Annotated in this window: 19 protein-coding genes; 11 read left to right on the top strand and 8 right to left on the bottom strand. The window is 45.7% G+C overall.

Annotated elements, in window-relative coordinates:
* The first annotated feature begins 428 nt into the window (after positions 1-428).
* From ACMA1I_RS22875 to ACMA1I_RS22850, 6 genes are all read left to right on the top strand, one after another.
* A complete protein-coding gene (locus ACMA1I_RS22875; RefSeq protein ID WP_337070819.1) occupies positions 429-932 on the top strand; it encodes a DUF4920 domain-containing protein in 504 nt (167 codons plus the stop codon).
* 218 nt (positions 933-1,150) lie between these two features.
* The gene (gene ligA / locus ACMA1I_RS22870) at positions 1,151-3,160 is read left to right on the top strand and encodes an NAD-dependent DNA ligase LigA (RefSeq protein ID WP_337070818.1); all 2,010 of its coding nucleotides are present in this window, start codon (positions 1,151-1,153) and stop codon (positions 3,158-3,160) included.
* A 391-nt stretch (positions 3,161-3,551) separates the two neighbouring features.
* A complete protein-coding gene (locus ACMA1I_RS22865) occupies positions 3,552-4,562 on the top strand; it encodes a sensor histidine kinase (RefSeq protein WP_414703971.1) in 1,011 nt (336 codons plus the stop codon).
* Between the two features lie 126 nt (positions 4,563-4,688).
* The gene (locus tag ACMA1I_RS22860) at positions 4,689-5,429 is read left to right on the top strand and encodes a response regulator transcription factor (RefSeq protein ID WP_337070816.1); all 741 of its coding nucleotides are present in this window, start codon (positions 4,689-4,691) and stop codon (positions 5,427-5,429) included.
* A 144-nt stretch (positions 5,430-5,573) separates the two neighbouring features.
* Positions 5,574-6,443: a 4-hydroxy-tetrahydrodipicolinate synthase gene (gene dapA / locus ACMA1I_RS22855; protein WP_337070815.1), complete on the top strand. Its 870-nt coding sequence runs from the start codon at positions 5,574-5,576 to the stop codon at positions 6,441-6,443.
* A 79-nt stretch (positions 6,444-6,522) separates the two neighbouring features.
* Positions 6,523-7,407, top strand: coding sequence for a hypothetical protein (locus ACMA1I_RS22850; protein WP_337070814.1), 885 nt, complete (start codon positions 6,523-6,525; stop codon positions 7,405-7,407).
* A 159-nt stretch (positions 7,408-7,566) separates the two neighbouring features.
* Here the strand turns inward: ACMA1I_RS22850 and ACMA1I_RS22845 are convergent, their stop codons facing one another.
* The 4 genes from ACMA1I_RS22845 to ACMA1I_RS22830 all read right to left on the bottom strand — a co-directional run bounded on the left by ACMA1I_RS22845 (position 7,567) and on the right by ACMA1I_RS22830 (position 10,069).
* On the bottom strand, positions 7,567-8,094 hold the full coding sequence (locus ACMA1I_RS22845) for an ArsI/CadI family heavy metal resistance metalloenzyme (protein WP_337070813.1): 528 nt from the start codon (positions 8,092-8,094) through the stop codon (positions 7,567-7,569).
* Between the two features lie 30 nt (positions 8,095-8,124).
* Positions 8,125-8,460, bottom strand: a complete 336-nt coding sequence (locus ACMA1I_RS22840) for a metalloregulator ArsR/SmtB family transcription factor (protein ID WP_337070812.1) — start codon at positions 8,458-8,460, stop codon at positions 8,125-8,127.
* A gap of 271 nt (positions 8,461-8,731) precedes the next feature.
* Positions 8,732-9,298, bottom strand: a complete 567-nt coding sequence (locus tag ACMA1I_RS22835; RefSeq protein WP_337070811.1) for a hypothetical protein — start codon at positions 9,296-9,298, stop codon at positions 8,732-8,734.
* Positions 9,299-9,370: 72 nt separating this feature from the next.
* A complete protein-coding gene (locus ACMA1I_RS22830) occupies positions 9,371-10,069 on the bottom strand; it encodes a hypothetical protein (protein ID WP_337070810.1) in 699 nt (232 codons plus the stop codon).
* 163 nt (positions 10,070-10,232) lie between these two features.
* Here ACMA1I_RS22830 and ACMA1I_RS22825 point away from each other — a divergent pair, with 163 nt between their 5' ends.
* Positions 10,233-10,880, top strand: a complete 648-nt coding sequence (locus tag ACMA1I_RS22825) for a hypothetical protein (RefSeq protein WP_337070809.1) — start codon at positions 10,233-10,235, stop codon at positions 10,878-10,880.
* 37 nt (positions 10,881-10,917) lie between these two features.
* Positions 10,918-11,148, top strand: coding sequence for a hypothetical protein (locus tag ACMA1I_RS22820; protein WP_337070808.1), 231 nt, complete (start codon positions 10,918-10,920; stop codon positions 11,146-11,148).
* Between the two features lie 77 nt (positions 11,149-11,225).
* Here the strand turns inward: ACMA1I_RS22820 and ACMA1I_RS22815 are convergent, their stop codons facing one another.
* Both ACMA1I_RS22815 and ACMA1I_RS22810 read right to left on the bottom strand, forming a co-directional pair.
* The gene (locus tag ACMA1I_RS22815) at positions 11,226-11,687 is read right to left on the bottom strand and encodes a hypothetical protein (RefSeq protein ID WP_337070807.1); all 462 of its coding nucleotides are present in this window, start codon (positions 11,685-11,687) and stop codon (positions 11,226-11,228) included.
* Between the two features lie 626 nt (positions 11,688-12,313).
* Positions 12,314-12,559 (bottom strand): hypothetical protein, encoded by a 246-nt coding sequence (locus ACMA1I_RS22810; protein WP_337070806.1) that lies wholly within the window; start codon positions 12,557-12,559, stop codon positions 12,314-12,316.
* A gap of 1,014 nt (positions 12,560-13,573) precedes the next feature.
* On the opposite strand from ACMA1I_RS22810, the gene efp reads away from it, so the two are divergent.
* From efp to accC, 3 genes are all read left to right on the top strand, one after another.
* Positions 13,574-14,137 (top strand): elongation factor P, encoded by a 564-nt coding sequence (efp, locus tag ACMA1I_RS22805; protein ID WP_337070805.1) that lies wholly within the window; start codon positions 13,574-13,576, stop codon positions 14,135-14,137.
* A gap of 2 nt (positions 14,138-14,139) precedes the next feature.
* A complete protein-coding gene (gene accB, locus ACMA1I_RS22800; protein WP_337070804.1) occupies positions 14,140-14,631 on the top strand; it encodes an acetyl-CoA carboxylase biotin carboxyl carrier protein in 492 nt (163 codons plus the stop codon).
* Positions 14,632-14,781: 150 nt separating this feature from the next.
* Complete coding sequence (gene accC / locus ACMA1I_RS22795; protein ID WP_337070803.1) at positions 14,782-16,128, top strand: acetyl-CoA carboxylase biotin carboxylase subunit; 1,347 nt, start codon at positions 14,782-14,784, stop codon at positions 16,126-16,128.
* A 192-nt stretch (positions 16,129-16,320) separates the two neighbouring features.
* Here accC and ACMA1I_RS22790 read toward each other — a convergent pair whose 3' ends face one another.
* Positions 16,321-16,902, bottom strand: coding sequence for a DUF3109 family protein (locus tag ACMA1I_RS22790; protein ID WP_337070802.1), 582 nt, complete (start codon positions 16,900-16,902; stop codon positions 16,321-16,323).
* Positions 16,903-17,027: 125 nt separating this feature from the next.
* A complete protein-coding gene (locus ACMA1I_RS22785) occupies positions 17,028-18,581 on the bottom strand; it encodes an ankyrin repeat domain-containing protein (protein WP_337070801.1) in 1,554 nt (517 codons plus the stop codon).
* Positions 18,582-19,052: the final 471 nt, after the last annotated feature.

Below are 19,052 nucleotides of genomic sequence, written 5' to 3'. Positions count from 1 at the left end.
AAGAGAAAATAAGGCTACGCGTACAGAATGCCCGTGACAGAATTATGATGGTCGCTTGTGGTTTACACAACCTGCGAACCTCCTTTAGGAAAATCAATAACAATTAATCAGAATACACTTTAATATATAGGCTCTTATTTCTTTCAGAGCTTTACAAGTGGCTATGCAAACTTAGACTAAACTCTACCAACAGCCTCTGCTCTCAGGATCCTCACAGAATGACAGAAAGTGCGACAGGCGACCTTTAATACTCCAATTGCCACCGGACGAATCCTAATTGAAATCTTACGGAGCTCTTAGAGCAGCAGACAATTCTATTTTCACATTCGGCAACAAACCTTATATTTACCAAGAGCTTGCCAGCAACATCCGTAACCAAAGAACCTGGTGCGGCTAAGGTTAACTTTGTAATCTTCATCAGCATACATATGAAATTTCACTACCTAACACTTTGTGCAGCGTTGGCTTTATATAGCTGCAACCAAACAGAAGAACAAGACATGACTGAGGCTACGGCAACTCAAACAGAGGCTCCAGCAGCAGGAAACGTATACGGAGAAGCTTTTGCAGAAGAAAATGTGATCACAGTGGCAGAGCTGCAGCAGACCGCTGCCAAAACCGACTCTGTACAAGCTACGGTTGCCGCCGAAATTGTGGAAAGTTGCCAGGCGAAAGGCTGCTGGATGGATGTAAAGCTGGCCGATAACAGCACCATGAAAGTTAAGTTTCGGGATTACGACTTCTTTCTGCCTGTAGAAGACCTGAGTGGCAGGCAAGTAGTGTTTACAGGCACGGCTCAGAAAAAAACCGTTTCAGTAGCCGAGAGAAAACACTACGCCGAAGATGCCGGAAAATCAGCAGAAGAAATAAATGCCATCAACACTCCTAGCGAAGAACTCAGCTTTATTGCCGACGGCGTCATTCTTAAGTAAGCCAGTCATTGATTTGAGCTAGCTAGATTACGAGTGGCTGCCTTTTTGCAGCTTGGCTTACCATAGCCAGAACCACTCTTCCAGAAGAGGCTGCTACTGAGCAGCCTCTTCTGGTTAAAGTTAAATCAATTTACAGAAGCCGGCCATTCTCTTGCTTACAGCGTTGCTCGCTCCGGCTGTTTTTGATATTTTTACCGGCATATAAGTTTCCTAAATCCATGGCCACAGAGAAAGACCCCGCTATAGAAATACAGCAGCTCACGCAATACATTCATCACCTGAATTACCAATATTACCAGAACAGCATTTCTGAAGTTTCTGACTTTGAGTTCGACCGGCTGTTAAAACAACTACAGGAGTTGGAGGAGCAGTACCCGGAGCTAAAAGAGCCAAACTCCCCTACCCAACGTGTGGGAGGCACTATTACCAAAAACTTCCCAACGGTGTTTCATAAATACCCGATGCTCTCACTGGGCAACACTTATTCAGAAGAAGATTTGCGGGAGTTCGACAATCGAATTCAGAAAGCCATTGGCGAACAGGTAGAATACGTGGTAGAGCAAAAGTTCGACGGTGTGGCCATTAGCCTGACCTACGAAAACGGCAACTTTGTGCAGGGCGCTACCCGTGGCGATGGCACACGCGGCGACGATATTACCGCCAATGTGCGCACCATTCGGGATGTGCCGCTACGGGTGCATGGCGAGCAGCTGCCAGCACTGTTTGAAGTTCGTGGAGAAGTGTTTTTACCCTTGCCCGTGTTTGAGCAGCTAAACGCCGACCGCGAGGAAGCAGGCGAGCAACTGCTGGCAAATCCACGCAATGCGGCCTCCGGCACCTTAAAGCAGCAAGACTCTGCTATTGTAGCCAGCCGCAAACTTGGTTGCTTTTCTTACAGCTTTCATTGCTCCCCCAACCCTTTCGAATCCCATGCCGATAGTTTGGAGGCCATAAAGCAGTGGGGTTTCCAGGTATCGCCTACCTGGCGCACCTGCCAGAACATAGACGAGGTGCTGGCTTACATACAAGAGTGGGAGACGAAACGGTTCGAGCTTCCTATCGCTACGGATGGTGTGGTTATAAAAGTGAACAGCTTTGCCCTGCAACAGGAGCTGGGATTTACGGCCAAAAGTCCGCGTTGGGCTATTGCTTATAAGTACCCGGCTATGAGCGCCGCCACCAGGCTACAGGGCATACAGTATCAGGTGGGTCGTACAGGAGCTGTTACGCCAGTGGCCTTGCTGCAACCGGTGCTTCTGGCTGGCACCGTGGTCAAGCGGGCATCGGTGCACAACGCCAACGAGATACAGCGCCTCGACCTCCGCCTGGGTGATACGGTGTTTGTAGAGAAGGGCGGAGAGATAATTCCGAAAATCACCGGTGTCGATTTTGAGAAGCGACCTGCCGACAGTGCTCCTATTGCCTACCCTACCGAGTGCCCGGCTTGTGGCACGCCCCTTATCCGGACCGAGGGAGAAGCACACTTTTACTGCCCCAACGAGGAAGGTTGTGCACCCCAGATTCAGGCCAAGCTCGAACACTTTATCTCGCGCAAAGCCATGAATATAGATGGCGTAGGTCCCGAAACCATTGAACAGCTCTACCAGCGTGGACTCGTGCACAACGTAGCCGACCTCTACGACCTGACGGCCGAACAGCTGCTTTCTCTTGAGCGCATGGGAGAAAAATCGGTTAATAACATTCTGGCAGGTTTGGAGAAGTCGAAGGAGGCGCCGTACGACAGGGTGCTGTTTGCACTAGGCATACGTTATGTGGGCAGTACCGTAGCAAAAAAGCTGGCAGAACACTTTACCGACATAGATGCGCTGCGAGGGGCCTTGCCAGAGGAGTTGGTAGCGGTAAACGAAATCGGAACACGTATTGCGCAGTCAATTCAGCAGTATTTCCAGAACCCGGAGCATGTGCAACTCATTGAGCGCCTGAAAGCAGCCGGGCTCCAGTTAAAGTCTACCGCTACAGCCACTTTTCTGCAAAGCGAAACGCTTGCCGGCCAAACTTTTGTGATCTCAGGTGTATTTCAGAGTGTGAGCCGCGAAGAGCTGCAGAGCCTTATTGCCTCCCACGGCGGCAAGGTGGTTAGCTCTATATCTGCCAAACTAAACTACCTGGTGGCTGGCGAAAAAATGGGGCCAGCCAAACTGGAAAAAGCGAACAAACTCGGCATCACCATTCTGTCAGAAGAGCAGTTTCTGGAGATGATCAGCTAGTATATTTATCTGCCAGGGTGGTTTTGATCCGTACAAAAGTGGCCCTGGCAGATAAGTTAGGCAGGTTGGTAGAGGGAGCACAAACACCTACCGCAAAAATGCTGTACATTCTTTATCTTTAGTGGCACAGAATGCCTGCCTATTTAACGTGCTTAGAAGAATTGTCTCAAGATGTAGGGCAAATTAAAAAGTATTTTTTCTGCTGTAGCCTGGTTGTACCCTAGTGCTTTAAAAGCAGTAAAGGGCTCCGAAAGGCAATTTTCATTAGAATAATTGAAATACCTGAATACTTCAAAAGAAACAGCTTTTTACAGCTGCTTCCATAGATTATAACAACTTCTAGCAGAACCGGACCTTGAGCACCTTACCTTTCGCACTGCCTGTCGTTCCTATGAAAAAGCGATACCAGATAGCGCTACACGTTGTAGGCTGGCTAATTTTTATCATCTGGATTATTTACTTTCTGTACTCCAGAGGCAGCCTTACACTGTATAAGGCCGCAGATGTGGTGAGCGGACTCCTGTTTCATATGGTGATTTTTTACTCCAACTGGTATGTGCTCATTCCGCGCTACCTGGCCCGCAATCGGATTCTGCTTTACATTGGGCTAGTATTAGCTATCCTGCTGCTGGTGGCGCTCATCCGTCCCCCTATCGATTATTACCTGTTCCGGGAGTTTAACCCCAAAATGACGGCTCCGTACACATATGAACGCATCTTGCAGTACATGGTGGCCGGCCTGATGATTGTGTTTATCAGCTCAGCATTGAAGGTAACAGGCAATTACATCCGCAACGAAAGTCGCAACAAAGAACTCGAAAAACAGAAATTAACCGCAGAACTGGCCTTCCTTAAATCGCAGGTAAACCCGCACTTTTTGTTTAACACCCTGAATAATATTTATTCGCTTGCCTACAAGCAGTCGCCCGAAACACCGGATGCCATAATGAAGCTTTCGCTGCTGATGCGTTACATGCTCTACGAAAGCAACGATTCGCAGGTAGTACTGCAGAAAGAAGTCGAAAATATAGTTAACTTTATAGATCTCCAGAAACTGCGCCTGCGGGAGCACACCAGCATTCAGTTTAATATAACGGGCGACACTACAGGCATTATGGTAGCCCCTATGATGCTCATGACGCTGGTAGAAAATGCGTTTAAGCACGGCTTGGTAAGTAAAAATGAGATCGGCATCATCATTAACCTGGAGGTTGAAAAAGAATACCTGCAGTTCAGTACCATCAACAACATTAGTACGCATAAGAAGAAAGGCTTTGGCGGCATAGGACTCCAGAACCTGAAGCAGCGCCTCAGCATGCTGTACCCTAACCGGCATGAGCTAAAATTGGAGGAGAGAGAGGGCATTTTTTANCGCATAAGAAGAAAGGCTTTGGCGGCATAGGACTCCAGAACCTGAAGCAGCGCCTCAGCATGCTGTACCCTAACCGGCATGAGCTAAAATTGGAGGAGAGAGAGGGCATTTTTTACGCTACGTTAAAAATTTACTCCCAACCTAAAAAATAAGACTATGACCATACGCTGCATTGCGGTAGATGACGAGCCGCTCGCACTCGATATAATTGAAAGCTATATCCGGAAGCTCCCCTTTCTGGAACTGGTTCAGACCTGCTCCAGCGCTACCGAGGCGATGCAAGTGCTGCAGGCAGAGCAGGTAGACCTCATGTTTCTGGATATTGAGATGCCGGAGCTCACCGGTCTTCAGTTCCTGAATATCCTGAAGCACCAGCCCCTGATTATCTTCACGACAGCTTATCCGAACTATGCCCTCGAAGGCTTTAACCACGATGCGGTAGATTACCTCCTCAAGCCTATTCCGTTCGACAGATTTTTCAAGGCGGTTACCAAGGCGCAGGAAAGACTGCATTTCAGCCACAACAATAACTCTAAGGCATCTGCCCCACCCGCTCCAGCTACCCCCGCGATCGAGCAGGATTTTATGTTTGTAAAAGCTGATTACAAAACCATCAGAGTAGATTTTCAGGATATTCTCTGGATTGAGGGCCTCAAAGATTACATCATCATCCAGACCAAAGACCAGAAAATAATTACGCTGCTTTCTATGAACAAGATGATGGAGAAGCTGCCCTCCAACAAGTTCCTGCGGGTGCATCGCTCATTTATTGTGGCGCTCCAGAAAATAGACAGCATCGAAAAAAGCCGCATACGGGTGCGTTCCAAAGAAATACCAGTGGGCGAAGTATATAAGGAGCAGTTCCTGAAATGGGTTGAGGAAAATAACATTCAGTAGATGCCCCTGCTGCCTCTCCTGTACATTTATAAAGAAGTTCGTTAATAATTACATAATCTGTACCTAAACCTGTTTTATTTCAGCTAAAAAAAGCTAAACTTGCAGCCTTACAGGGCACTGCCCTGCTTTTATTTTTCTATCAGCATGATACAGGATATTTTGAGAGGTACTGGCGTAGCCCTGGTAACACCATTCACAAAGGACTTTGCCGTTGATTATGAAGGACTACGTAAGCTACTTGATTTTACTATAAAGGGTGGCGTAAATTATATAGTCGTTAATGGTACTACAGCTGAGTCGGTTACAACATCTGTGGCCGAGAAAGCAGAAATATTAACTTTTATAAAGAAACACGTAGATGGCAAGCTGCCTTTGGTTTACGGTATAGGCGGGAACTCCACCCACCATGTGCTAGAAACAATTGCGCAGAAAGACCTGAGTGGTATAGCGGCTTTGCTTTCGGTAAGCCCCTACTACAACAAGCCTTCGCAGCAGGGAATTTACCAGCACTATATCCAGATTGCCAATCACTCGCCGGTGCCAGTGGTGCTTTATAACGTGCCCAGCCGTACCGGCAGCAACATAACTGCAGACACTACCCTGAAGCTGGCGGTGCACGAAAACATTGTGGGCATTAAAGAAGCCTCTGCCAACATGGAGCAGTGCATGCTTATTGCCAAACACACACCCGAAGATTTTGTACTCATCAGTGGCGACGATCTGATGACCCTGCCTATGCTCTCTTTTGGCGCTGTGGGCGTTATCTCGGTTTTGGCAAATGCATTCCCCGAAAAATTCTGCCAAATGGTGCAGCATGGCCTAAACCAAAATTTTACAGAAGCAGCCAAATTGCTCTATCAGTTTGTAGACATAAACCCGCTTATGTACGAAGAGAGCAACCCAGTTGGAGTAAAAGCCGTGCTCGAGCGATTCGGGGTTTGCTCTGCCGCGGTTCGGTTGCCTTTGGTAGAGGCATCGGCAGGCTTAAAAGACAAGATAAGTAAGTTGCTCTAATGCCTACATAATATTAAAAGCCAGGCACCTTAGCCTGGCTTTTGCATTACTGCCCCACCTATCACATAACACAAAGCATATGCCCACTTTGCGATCCTTTACGGTTTTGCTTTTTTTACTGCCACTCCTGAGCTGCAATAAGGCCACAGATAATGTGGCAACCGATACAGATCATGCCCACATGGTAGATACAGCACAGGCCCGCACCTCTGAAGATTACGATTTTGTGTACTCTATACCAGACTCAGTAACTGCTACAGAATTTGCCGTAGACACCACAAACTTAAGCCCCGAGCCAGACACACCTATAAAGATATTAGTAGAAGGCCTTTTTCATAAAGAAGAAGTTTGGGCAGGAGCAGAAAGTAAGGATTGGATAGGACTCGTTTTTGCTAACGGAAAGTACGAAATCCGTAATACCTCCCTGCAAATTGAAGCCGCTTACGACCCGGTGCGCGATGCTGAGGCGGTAAACGAAGAGGGCCGAAAAGTGATTTCGGGCCGGCAAGTGATCGGGAAAGACAGCAGCACACTACTTTTTATAAACGGGTTAGATGATATTAAGCCAGGCACCGTAGATACTGCCGCCTACGATAGTGCCGTACTTAAACCAGGTCAGCAGCTCCCACTTCGTTTCAAAGGCAAGCAATTTACCCTCACTGCCTTTGGCGACAGTACCCTCTCCGACTCCACCAACTACAGCTATAAGCAGTATGGCTGGAAAATAGCAGGCATCAAAAATGGAAAAAAGCTAGAGCAGGTGCTCAGCCAAGACGAAATGCTGGACAATTCGATTTACGTATTGCATTGGGCAGGCGACCTGGACCGCGATGGAATTCCCGATCTCATTGCAGACCTGTCTAACCAGTACAACCTGATGAGGTTTGCGCTCTTTCTTTCTTCCAAAGCAGAAAAAGGCAAGTTGTATAAACGCGTCGCTGTTTTTGAATCTAACCGCAAGTAATCACCTCCTTTTCTATTAGATCCTTCTAAAGGAAAAGGAGGTGAAAACGGGAGCACCTACGGCAATAACAAATTCTGCTAATGAAAATACCCTTCCCGAGGGCTTTCTGCCTTGCTGTGGGTCAGGCCATGTACCATCTTAAGCAGGCAAAACAGGGATTTAGCAGCAGCCGGTGCCCGGTGTGCAGCAGGCATCTTCTTTTACTACGAAATCAAGCGAAGCTAATTGTATGGCAGGTTTATCAACAGAAGCAGGCATGCAACAGGCGCTTGCTTCCTGCAACTCGTAGTGCGGATCGTTAAAATCAGCATCCTGATGAAAGTAATACACCTCCCACTGCACCCCGTCCGGGTCATTTACCCAGAACTTATCCTGGTAAGCGTAGCAGCAGTTGGTGCCTATTTCCTCCCGTATTTCCAGCCCCTGGTCCTTTGCCCGTTTCAGGTAGTTGTTTAGCTCCTCCAACGTTTCCACCTGAAAACCAAGATGGCCAAAGTGCTGCTGCACCCGCTCCTGGTTCTCCACAAACGAGATTATTAGTGAAGGGCTTGCTAAAACATATTTAGCATACGTGGGCTTAATCTTCTCTGCCTCTTGCCCAAAAAAAGCAGAATAAAAACGAATGGTTTTCTGAATATCCGCCACATACAAACTCACATGCATGCGCGGGAAAGTTGCCTGGTTCATCCTTTTTTAATTTAATGGTGAAATGAAATTTTAACAATCAGAGTCGCTGCAGCAGGAGGTAATGGAGGCAAGAAACTGCTCCACTACTGCTTTAGCATGTGCAAAGGCTTCAGCATCTATACAATAGCAAACTGTTAAGCCCGCTATCTCACCTTTAATAAGGCCGGCGCTTTTCAGTTCCTGTAAATGCTGCGAAACGGTAGTACGGCTAAGCGGCAGCTCCTGGGCAATATCGCCGGAAATGCAGCTTTTTGTTTGTGCCAGATGTTGCAGAATAGCTACGCGGGCCGGGTGGGCCAGCACTTTCGCCAGCTTGGCTATCTCCTGCTGGTCTGCATTGAAGGCGGTTGCTTTGGTAAAGGTCATAATAGTATGATGTATGATGTAAACATACGACATAGTAAGTTAAATTCCAAATAATCGCTTCACATTAAATTTCTTTGCCAGCCAGGAACACCCTGCAACCAATTCTGCTAACATTAATTGCCTTCCAGAGCATTTTTATTACGTTAAGATCAAGGCTTTACATAGTATCAAGTGGAAAAAAAAGCCGCAACAGGTGTTGCGGCTTTTTCAAACAGAAGTTTGATCTTTATTTATGACTCCTTAAACAAGATTTCTTAATGGATCGTCTTCATTACCTGTTGTAGGGGTATTGGTCTCCCCTTCTACCTTGCCTGTTAGACTCGCCATAATGGTCATTTCCGAAATCGCGAAATTCATCGGATGTACCGTAAGAAGCATCGTGCCGGTAGCCATGGTTGCCGCGGCTATCGAAGTCGCGATAGCGATCGCCTTCTTCCGGATTATCGTAGTTTGGATTATAGCCCATGTTGTAGCGCAGGTGCCTGCGCTCTTCTCTAAACGGCTCATCGTCGAGTGGGAAATGACGCACTTTATCGCCAAAGTCATCGCCTCTGCCTACTGGACGGCCATATTCTTCGCCTCGCGGCATGGCGTTATAGTTAGAGGTATCGTACATGCGGTTATAATAGTCATTGCGAGACCCATTGTTAAAGTTCCGCTCATCCCTCCTGCTGTATCTGTCGCCGGGGTGTTGCCTGTAGTGGCTTTCTTCTTCCTGACCAAGATCCGTTCTGTACTCATTGTTCCCGTAACCAAACCTTCCGGATGGTCTCCTCTGATGATCCCCTTCGTATCTGCGGTTATAATCGTCGTTATAATTATTTCTGTTATCTCTCATAATTTATATGATCAGTTGTTACAAAACACGAAAGCCTTGTAGGCTTTTGTGTGCCTTAGTAATTAGCGGCACTTACCGTCGGTCGCCGCGATGCTGGTTGCTTCGGTCGTTTCTGCGATCGCTGTGATCGTTCCAACGATCCAGATTGCTATAGCTCGTGTCTTCACCAAAGTGCTGTCTTCCTTCAGTAAAGTTACGGCCAGCAAATCCACCGCTATAATCGTTGTCGTACATGTTGTTGCCTTGCTCGTACCTGCGGTAGGACTCGTAATCTCCAGGAGAAGAATGGCCCATAAATCTGTTGTCGCCTCCCCTGCGCACTTCATGGCCAAATCGTTCATCTGCCATCCCACGGTGCTCAGAAGGTCTTCCGGCTTGTCTCATATCATCGTAGTCGGAGTTGCTGTAGTCTGCCCGGGAGTCGTAGTGGCGGCCTGAGTTATAGTCATCACCTCGGGTGTACGACATGCCATAGGGGTTATCGTTGCTGGAGCGCTGGTCCCGGCTGAAATCCTCGCCGCTGTAGGTCGCCCCTCCAGGCTGAAATCGCCCCTGCGGGTAAGAATAGCTTTGGTCAGCATTAGAATTAAAGGTACGCTGATCGTAAAAATCTTTATCGAAGGCTCTTCCGGTTCCCGGATGGAAATGGGAGTCGGTGGTGTAATTGCCACGATCGGAATTATGCCCATGCTGCTGACGGTGGAGAAAATGCGGCTCCTCGTCTTGCCGTCTGTTTCTGTTTTCCCGGTTATCATCTCTGTTTTGTCTCATAGCTTCGATTTTAAGGTTGTACAGTATTAATTCTATTCCCTGTTTTACGAAAGCATACTGCATTTAGGTTAAAATTATAATGCCAGCTTCTAAAAAAGGCTTTTTTAAACTTCAGTTCCTAACAGCCGTTAAAAGAAAAGACATGATTAAACCCAATTCAGCTATGGAAAGAAATAATTGGAATAACAACGAGCGAGATAACCGAGACTACAGCAATAGAAGCTACAAAGAAAGAGATTACGATAACAGAGGGGAGCAACACAGGCGGCAGGGCCCAGACAGCTACAGAGGCGCTTATCGGCTGGATACTACCAGCGATCACCACGACCAAACCACCTGGAATGGCTTTGATAGAGAAAACAGCCAGAGAAGTAACTGGCAAGACGAGCGAAGAAGTAGCCACAATAGAGATCGTAACCAGTTTCAGAACCGCAGCTACAACAATAGCAACAACGACTGGAACAACCGAAACTCTTACAATCAGGGTAGTAACTACGGCCGCCAGCAGGAAGATCAATTTAACCACCGTAATAACAGAAGCTCTTACAGGAGCGAAAATTACGGACCTGGCAGCAACTTCAACAACGATTACGGCCCTGATAACTACCGACACAGACCAAACGAAAACTATGGCAACATGGCGGGCTCTCTCAGCTTTGGCTACGATGGCGACCGCAACTCTGATCCTGATGCAGGCCGGTTCTACAACCCATTGAGCGGCAAAATGAACCAGGACAGAATGGACAGGTATGACAGCCGTGGTAATAGAAGAGACGAAAGTAGACACCGCGATTTTGATGAAAGGTATTAGCCTTTTATTTGTTAATGTTTATAACTAAAAGCACAAGATGATGACTAACAAAGAAAATGATAAACTCAAAAACGAGAACACAGACAACACGATAAATGAAGGCAATAAAGTGCCGAATATAAGTCCCGTGGAGGGTCAACAGGTAACTGAAGAAAAGGCACAGGCTGGTGAAATCGGAGGAATAAAACCTCAGAAAGGTGGCCGGCAGGGTGGCACAAGTGTGGAAGATGGAGGACAGGACGTAGGTAGCAGTGCCGGAAGCCGGTAACATTCCTTTAAGCTCTCCATAAAACAGAAAAGGCAGCCTTAATATTAAGGCTGCCTTTTCTGTTTTATGGAGGTATATTAGTTTGTAGTTGTGCCGGTAGTACCTGTGGTAGCTCCCCCAGTAGTAGTGCCGCCAGTTGTTCCGGAGGTTGTTCCTGCTGTGGTGCCGGAAGTGGTACCCGTAGAAGTTCTTCCGGCTGTAGATCCTGTACCAGTGGTTCCTGTAGTACCCGTAGTGCCAGTTGTACCTGTTGTGGTAGTGCCAGTGGTTGTCCCCGTAGTGCCAGTCGTACCTGTGGTGGTGGTTCCAGTAGTGCCTGTGGTACCTGTAGTGGTTGTTCCGGTAGTCATACCAGTAGTAGTACCGGCGGTGGTTCCCATAGTAGCAGTATCATCCATCATGGTATCATCAGTTGACATATCGTCGGTGGTGGTGGTACCGGTTTCTCCGCCAGTAGTTTCGTTGCTACTGCAAGAAGACAGGCTAAAAGTTAAGCCTAAGCAAGCGGCAGCAAAGATGTTGATCCAGTTCTTTTTCATAAGTTTCTAATTTTAAGTTGCTAAGTGCCTATCTCTTACGAAAAAAAATGTTTAAAGCTGTGATTTCTCTATCTAAATAGAAAAAAAACATGAAAAAGCAGCATCTGTTTTCTGGCAACTGACTTCTAACTCAACATAGAGTCCATATCACCATTATAAAAACTGGTTTACTTCACTCTATATAACTGCCCTCCAAGCGCCTTTTAAAACAGGCTCGGCTTGTACGCTCCCAGGTGGAGGCAGGTACTTTTACTACCAGCCAAAATGAAGGAGCAGTTTAGTTGGTGAGCAGGCTTCCACTCCTTTCTACACAAATTGACAGCATTCTAAAAAGTATGGAACTCTGAGAGTATGTTAATATATTATCTTTCAGGTTTTAAAACTTTCACTTCCTGGAGTCAACTACCTAAAACTAAATTATTCTAATGAAGAAGACCTACCAGACGCTCAAAAGCCTTTTAGAGCAGGAGGGCACAAAAAAACCCGGGCTTATTAACTATAGCTGCTTTACACCTATAGTTAATAAGCCCGATTTACTACGTTTTAGCTTCTGAATTAAACTAATGCCAGCACATGCATTCTTCAGCCTTTTACAAAGGCAAAAGAAACAAACTGCAGAATAGCCTCTATTGCAGTTCTTCCTGCTCCATGTATTCCCACATGGCATCTTCGCTTGCACCACTTTTGATAGCATAAATCAACATGGTGGTATAAACACCAATCAAAAGAAGCGACAAAGGAATAGAAAAGACAAAAGAAACAATAAGTGTTTTAATAGGATCAGCCTTAGACTTCATCTTAGTTGAGGCATACCAGAAAAATAAAACATTAAAAACTCCAGAAAGTGCGATGAAGTTGATGATATCTAACATTGGCGATTTTTTAGATGGCAGACAGTTTAATTCAAAAAGCTTATTACCAATTCTTGTACAGATATTGGCTTATATTTATAATATCAATGCCCAATATTTCCCGATTAACAGGATAAATGCAATCTAAATGACTTTTTATTAAATTACAAATCTTAGTTACCTAATTTATTCACTAGCAGTAAAATAAATACAAATCCTCATTTGTTGCCAGCTTCAGTCATTTGTTGAATAAGAAATGAAAAAAACACCCTTTATGGTTCAAATATCTGGTATTTTTTTCTTCTTTTTTTCCTGTTCCGCTTATAAGAATTAGTTAATACAGCAGATAACACACTCATATATTGCTTTTTACAGGTCTAAAAATCAGGTTACTAAATCTTCTATTTATTGCCGCTTCTGCTACTGTCGCGTTCTTTATCTCTTTATATCATCTTATGTAGCCGGCGATTATAACTTTTTATTATGGCACCAGGTAAAACCCACATCCAGCTGTCCTCTGTTGCAACACTATTTAAATCCTACACTAAATACCTACAGCAAGGAGATAAAATATAATTATTCAAACAATCAATTTAAAAAAAAGGTTGATTAACGTCCTGATGACACTAATTTATATAAGAATACAAAATTTTAAACAAACTACCATTAGTTATTTAACTTTTTTATATAACTACTTAATAATGCTGACATCACCATTATAAGTAAATAGGATCAGGACTTGTCTTTTGAATAATAGCACCTAGGTTGCTCCTATACAGGCTTGTCAGAAAGTCTTGTAGCTGCTATTTGCAAGAGACTTCTATCTGTACTGCGTATCTTCTCTTTCACTCCGCTACCTCCCCCCTGCACCAGCGTTTAGGCAGCTCTAAAAGCTCCATAAGGTACTATGCAGAAAAAAGGATTTCCTCTATTTTTAGCAACATTTTCAGGTTATTAACTAACTTTGCTTGCAAGACCGCAATTTCGGCTATACTTTTATCTCTTTATATATTTACTACATTACTCAAACATACTATGGCAACCACAGCTGACATCAGAAATGGCTTGTGCATGGAATTCAACAACGACCTTTATGTTGTAACCGAATTTCAGCACGTGAAACCAGGCAAAGGCCCAGCTTTCGTAAGAACAAAACTGAAAAACATCAAGACCGGAAAAGTTATAGACAACACATTTTCTGCCGGTCATAAAATTACGACTGCCCGCGTTGAACAGCGTCCTCACCAGTTCATATTCAAAGACGACTTTGGTTATAACTTCATGGATATGAACACTTTTGAGCAGGTAGCCCTGGATGATAAGCTAGTTCCGTTTGCTGACCTGATGAAAGAAGGACAAGAAGTAACCATTCTTTTCCATGCCGAAACCGAAACTCCTCTTACTTGCGAACTTCCTCCTTTTGTGGAACTTACCATCACCTACACAGAGCCAGGAATTAAAGGAGATACTGCCACTAACGCATCTAAACCAGCCATCGTAGAAACAGGAGCCACTATTCAGGTACCGTTGTTTATTGGCCAGGACGAAAAAATAAAAGTAGACACACGAACTTATTCTTACGCAGAGAGAGTAAAATAACAATGAAAGCTAAAGAAATCCAGGACCTTATCGACTTCATCGCCAAATCTGGCCTGAACAAAGTTAACATCGAAACAGAAGAGTTTAAGATATCGGTTAAGCGTGACCCCGATCAGAAAGTGAAATATGTAAAGGACTCGGCTGCCGCCGCCCCTATACAGCATCACGCCCCTGCTCCTGCCCCACAAGCAAGCGCGGCTCCAGCTCCTGCCGCAACTCCTGCAGCACCGGCAGCTTCCAGCGAAGAAAGCCGTTACGTAACCATCAAAGCTCCTATGATCGGTACGTTCTACCGCTCTTCAAGCCCAGAGTCTCCCGTATTTGTGAATGTTGGCGATGAAGTGAAAAAGGGACAGGTAATATGCATTATCGAAGCAATGAAGCTGTTCAATGAGATCGAGTCAGAGATATCAGGCAAAATAGTGAAAGTGCTCGTAGACAATGCCTCGCCAGTAGAATTTGACCAACCTCTGTTCCTGGTAGATCCTAGCTAATGTGCTAAATTCTGATATGCTAATGTGCTACTTAGTACTACAATGGGAATATACACCCCACTGTTTGTATGAATCGCATGCTCATTAGCATATTATTTTTTTATTGTTCAATAGCACATTACCCCATCCATTAATCAGCACATTAATACAATGTTCAAAAAAATATTAATTGCCAACCGCGGTGAGATTGCCCTTCGCATCATCCGCACGTGCAAAGAAATGGGTATAAAAACGGTAGCAGTTTACTCTACTGCCGACAAAGAAAGCCTGCATGTGCGTTTTGCTGATGAAGCAGTTTGTATTGGTCCTCCCTCCAGCGCCCTATCTTACCTTAATATACCCAACCTGATTGCAGCCGCAGAGATTACTAACGCAGACGCCATTCACCCAGGTTATGGCTTTTTGTCAGAAAACGCGGAATTTTCGCGTATCTGCGCCGAAAACCACATTAAATTTATTGGAGCTACTCCCGAAATGATCAACTCCATGGGCGACAAGGCTTCGGCTAAAGCAACCATGAAAAAAGCGGGTGTTCCTACCATTCCAGGTTCCGATGGCTTGCTTAGCTCATTGGAAGAAGGTTTGAAGATCGCCCGCAAAAGCAAATATCCTGTTATACTAAAAGCAACAGCCGGTGGTGGTGGCAAGGGTATGCGCATTGTGCGAACCGATGAGGAGTTCGGCAAAGCCTGGAATGATGCGCGCGCAGAAGCAAAAGCATCTTTTGGCAACGAAGGCCTTTACCTGGAGAAATACATTGAGGAGCCGCGCCACATCGAGATACAACTTATCGGAGATCAGCACGGACAGGTAGCGCACCTCTCGGAGCGAGACTGCTCTATTCAGCGTCGCCACCAGAAACTGGTAGAGGAAACTCCTTCTCCGTTCATTACAGATGAGCTGCGCGAGAAAATGGGTCAGGCGGCTATAGCCGGTGCCAAAGCAATCAGCTACGAAGGTGTAGGAACGATTGAGTTCTTGGTAGATAAAAACAGAGACTTCTATTTTATGGAGATGAACACCCGTATTCAGGTGGAGCACCCTATTACAGAAGAAGTTATCGATTACGACTTAATTAAGGAGCAGATAAAAGTAGCGGCCGGCCATAAGTTAACTGGCAAAAACTACTATCCAAAAATGCACGCGATTGAGTGCCGCATTAATGCCGAAGACGTGAAGAACAACTTCCGACCGTCGCCAGGCAAGATAACTAACCTGCACATGCCAGGAGGCCATGGCGTTCGCGTAGACTCACACGTTTATTCTGGCTATACCATCCCTTCGAACTACGACTCCATGATAGCCAAGCTGATTGTGAGTGCGCAGACCCGGGAGGAGGCACTGGTGAAAATGAAGCGAGCACTCAGCGAATTTGTGATAGAAGGTATCAACACCACTGTACCTTTTCACCTGAAGCTGATGGACGACCCGGATTTTAAAGCTGGTAACTTTACCACTGCTTTTTTAGATTCCTTCGATTTCAGTTCTTTAAAATAAACATAAAATTAAAAAGCCCAGGCAAATATGCCTGGGCTTTTTAATTTTATGACTTCTCTTGCCGTATGCACTGCTCTGTTTTAAAACTTTCTGCTAGCAGACCATCGTCCTGATTTTATTTTGTTCTAGTATATTCTCCTATACCTACCACGGTTATCAAAAAAGCCGAACCTTATTCTTAAAGGTATTCCCTTATGCCTTCGGAGATTTGATCTCTTCCTCCATCAGTTGTTCCAGCTCACTGTACCAGCCTTCGCCATACTTTCGGATAAGGGGTTCCTTCAGGAACTGGTACACACGTACGCCTAAGTCGGCACCAAAGCTGCAGGCGCTGCTGCAAATGCCCCATCGGTCGTAGTTGAGGGCATCAAAGCCTTCGTATTTGGTTATCCGGATTGGGTAAAGGTGGCACGAGATGGGCTTTTTCCAGTTTATCTCGCCTGCTAGGTATGCTTGTTCAATAGCGCATTTCAGAGTTCCCTGTGCATCGTAAAGGGCATAAGCACATTCTCTGTCGCCGATGGTTGGGGTAGAATAATCACCTTCCCAGTCTTTAATGTAAACTCCCTGCTCCGCTATTGCCAACTTTCCGGCCTCACTCATATAAGGCTTAATTTTATCGTAGTGCTGCTCCAGAATTGGCAGTTCGTCCTCGTCAAGCGGTGCGCCTAGGTCCCCTTCCACACAGCAGGCGCCTTTGCACTTTTCTAAATTGCAGACAAAGAAATTGTCGCGTACATCATCACTTATAACTGTATTCTGAAGAACGATCATGGGTATCTGTAGGAAAAACTTTAAAAGGCTCCCTTTCATTTGTTACAGAAAAGGGAGCTGCTGAAAAGACAAAGTTAGGCAGAAAAAAGTTTAAGAAAGGTGATTTTGGTTTAGGGAAGAAAAGCTTATTCCTCCGGAGAGCCGGCAGCCAGCAATATATTTTTAATATTTTCGCGTTTGGTGAAATGTATGGCTGCCTTGCCATTACCGTCTAGCAATTTTGGGTCGGCTCCGGCTGAGAGCAGCAGCAATATCATTTCGTTGCTAAGGTTCAGGTCGCAAGCCAGCATTAAAGCCGATTTGCCTTCTTCGTTTTGCGCATTAACCTCTGCTCCCGCTTCCAGGAGCTTTTCTATTTCGGCGAGGCCAAGCCCTTTGCCAAACTCCAGCACGTTTAGCAGGGCCGTGTTTCCTTTATTATCTTTTGCATTCGGGTCCACTCCCAACGCTAACAAGGTATCAATGAGGTGGAGCTGCTCCTTTTCAAAAACTTCAGTGTTCACACGGGTGCCGCTTACCACGTACATGAGGGGCGTTTTGCCTTCAGCATCAGTTTGCTTAATGTTGGCACCGTTGCGCAGCAGAAAGCGTACGGTTTCGAGTCTTACCTCCGGATGGTATACCGTGCCGTAGCCTTCGAGCAGATGCGGCAGGTACAGGGCGTGCATGAGCGGGGTTCTGCCTTTAAAATCGAGGTCGAAGCCGTGCGGATTGTCTGTGCAATTTATATCGGCCCCCATCTCCACTGCTCTGCTCACCAGGTCAACGTTTCGGTCAAGGGCTCCAAGCACTAGTTTGGAGTTAGGAGTTTCGTCTAGCTGTTTCAGCTGCTCATAGGCCATCATGCTGCCTTTGTTCATGGCACGCATATACCATTTTATGGCTTCTTTCAGGTCAGATTTTCCTCGCTGGCCTTCCTCGTAGAACAAGCCCAGCGAATAGCAGGCTTCTCGGTCTCCGGCCTCGGCTCCTTTTTTAAACCAGCTAAATGCTTTGTCTCTGTCACGAGCTACACCGTCTCCTTCCATGTAAAGGCTACCCAAATAGCCATACGACACTACATCATGCTGTGCGGCCGCCTTACTGAAATACTGAAAAGCTTTTGCTTTGTCTTCCCGTTCTCCAAAACCATTGTAGAACATGCTGCCTAAAATGCGGTTGCAGAAAGCATCGCCCGCCACGGCCTTTTCTTTGATATCGACAGAGGCACTTCGTATGTGGCGCTTGAACTGCTCCTCATCGTCCACACTTTTCAGGGTCATCAGTTCGGCTAAACCCAAATGGCCCAGCAGGCAGTTGCCCTGCACCGCTTTTGTATAGAAATAGCGGGCAGAGTCGCGGTTGGCGGCAAAGTATACTTCAGGGTTTTTAAGTTCTACCGAATCGCTCAAGGCTAAATTAGAGCGTAACTCCCGGTGCTGCTGCATACGGCCCATAAAATAATAGGCGTCACGGTCTCCTTTTGCGACAGCTTCTCTAAATTTGGAATAAGCTGCTTTGTGCTGCATGGCAATATAGAGTGCTACGCCTTCCTTTGTTTCAGGAGAGCGCCAGCCAACAGCTGCATTTAAGTTAACAGGAACTGCTTGTTGTACCGGCGAGGTAGCCGATGGAGTTGCCTGTGCCAGCCCTTGTTGGTGTAACGAAAACAAAAACAGCAGCAGTAACAGGTTTTTCATGATAACATCAAAAATTAAAAAGCAATGTGAGGTGTTGTGCTTCTGAAGCAAGCATCAAACACCACACCACAAATTAACAACTTTGCCAACATACAACCAATGTTCTGCTTTATTTATAGCTCCTTTAGAACATATGATCTCCCTAGATAGCTTAAGTACTGAAGCTCCCCCCTATTGCCGCTAAGCCTCAAAAACCTCCGGAAGGGTATTTTCATTAGAATAATTTGATGTTGGTTTTAAATAGGTTCCATGGCTGACTTCTTAAATGGTGGTTGAATTCTTCAGATTGCCTCTTTTCGATTTTTTCCTACGTTTTACAGAAATCTATCATCCTATACTTAACATCTAATAAAGCTTATTCTGAAAATATAGTAGTAGGAACAAAACAGAGCGGCCGGCTCTTTATTCTAGTATGCAAACTACTAATGATAAAGAACCAAACCGCTCCGAATATTTACCCTTAACGAGTCT

The organism is Pontibacter sp. 13R65, assembly GCF_047525655.1.
In the GTDB taxonomy this organism is placed as follows: domain Bacteria; phylum Bacteroidota; class Bacteroidia; order Cytophagales; family Hymenobacteraceae; genus Pontibacter.
The sequence above is the reverse complement of the archived record's forward strand: the minus strand, read 5'-3'. Positions and strand labels throughout refer to the sequence as shown.

Bases quoted from the DNA above. Each gene is read 5' to 3' on its own strand.
- ACMA1I_RS22875 (WP_337070819.1), top strand. From the start codon at position 429: ATGAAATTTCACTACCTAACACTTTGTGCAGCGTTGGCTTTATATAGC.
- ligA (WP_337070818.1), top strand. From the start codon at position 1,151: ATGGCCACAGAGAAAGACCCCGCTATAGAAATACAGCAGCTCACGCAA.
- ACMA1I_RS22860 (WP_337070816.1), top strand. From the start codon at position 4,689: ATGACCATACGCTGCATTGCGGTAGATGACGAGCCGCTCGCACTCGAT.
- dapA (WP_337070815.1), top strand. From the start codon at position 5,574: ATGATACAGGATATTTTGAGAGGTACTGGCGTAGCCCTGGTAACACCA.
- ACMA1I_RS22850 (WP_337070814.1), top strand. From the start codon at position 6,523: ATGCCCACTTTGCGATCCTTTACGGTTTTGCTTTTTTTACTGCCACTC.
- ACMA1I_RS22845 (WP_337070813.1), bottom strand. From the start codon at position 8,094: ATGAACCAGGCAACTTTCCCGCGCATGCATGTGAGTTTGTATGTGGCG.
- ACMA1I_RS22840 (WP_337070812.1), bottom strand. From the start codon at position 8,460: ATGACCTTTACCAAAGCAACCGCCTTCAATGCAGACCAGCAGGAGATA.
- ACMA1I_RS22835 (WP_337070811.1), bottom strand. From the start codon at position 9,298: ATGAGAGATAACAGAAATAATTATAACGACGATTATAACCGCAGATAC.
- ACMA1I_RS22830 (WP_337070810.1), bottom strand. From the start codon at position 10,069: ATGAGACAAAACAGAGATGATAACCGGGAAAACAGAAACAGACGGCAA.
- ACMA1I_RS22825 (WP_337070809.1), top strand. From the start codon at position 10,233: ATGGAAAGAAATAATTGGAATAACAACGAGCGAGATAACCGAGACTAC.
- ACMA1I_RS22820 (WP_337070808.1), top strand. From the start codon at position 10,918: ATGATGACTAACAAAGAAAATGATAAACTCAAAAACGAGAACACAGAC.
- ACMA1I_RS22815 (WP_337070807.1), bottom strand. From the start codon at position 11,687: ATGAAAAAGAACTGGATCAACATCTTTGCTGCCGCTTGCTTAGGCTTA.
- ACMA1I_RS22810 (WP_337070806.1), bottom strand. From the start codon at position 12,559: ATGTTAGATATCATCAACTTCATCGCACTTTCTGGAGTTTTTAATGTT.
- efp (WP_337070805.1), top strand. From the start codon at position 13,574: ATGGCAACCACAGCTGACATCAGAAATGGCTTGTGCATGGAATTCAAC.
- accB (WP_337070804.1), top strand. From the start codon at position 14,140: ATGAAAGCTAAAGAAATCCAGGACCTTATCGACTTCATCGCCAAATCT.
- accC (WP_337070803.1), top strand. From the start codon at position 14,782: ATGTTCAAAAAAATATTAATTGCCAACCGCGGTGAGATTGCCCTTCGC.
- ACMA1I_RS22790 (WP_337070802.1), bottom strand. From the start codon at position 16,902: ATGATCGTTCTTCAGAATACAGTTATAAGTGATGATGTACGCGACAAT.
- ACMA1I_RS22785 (WP_337070801.1), bottom strand. From the start codon at position 18,581: ATGAAAAACCTGTTACTGCTGCTGTTTTTGTTTTCGTTACACCAACAA.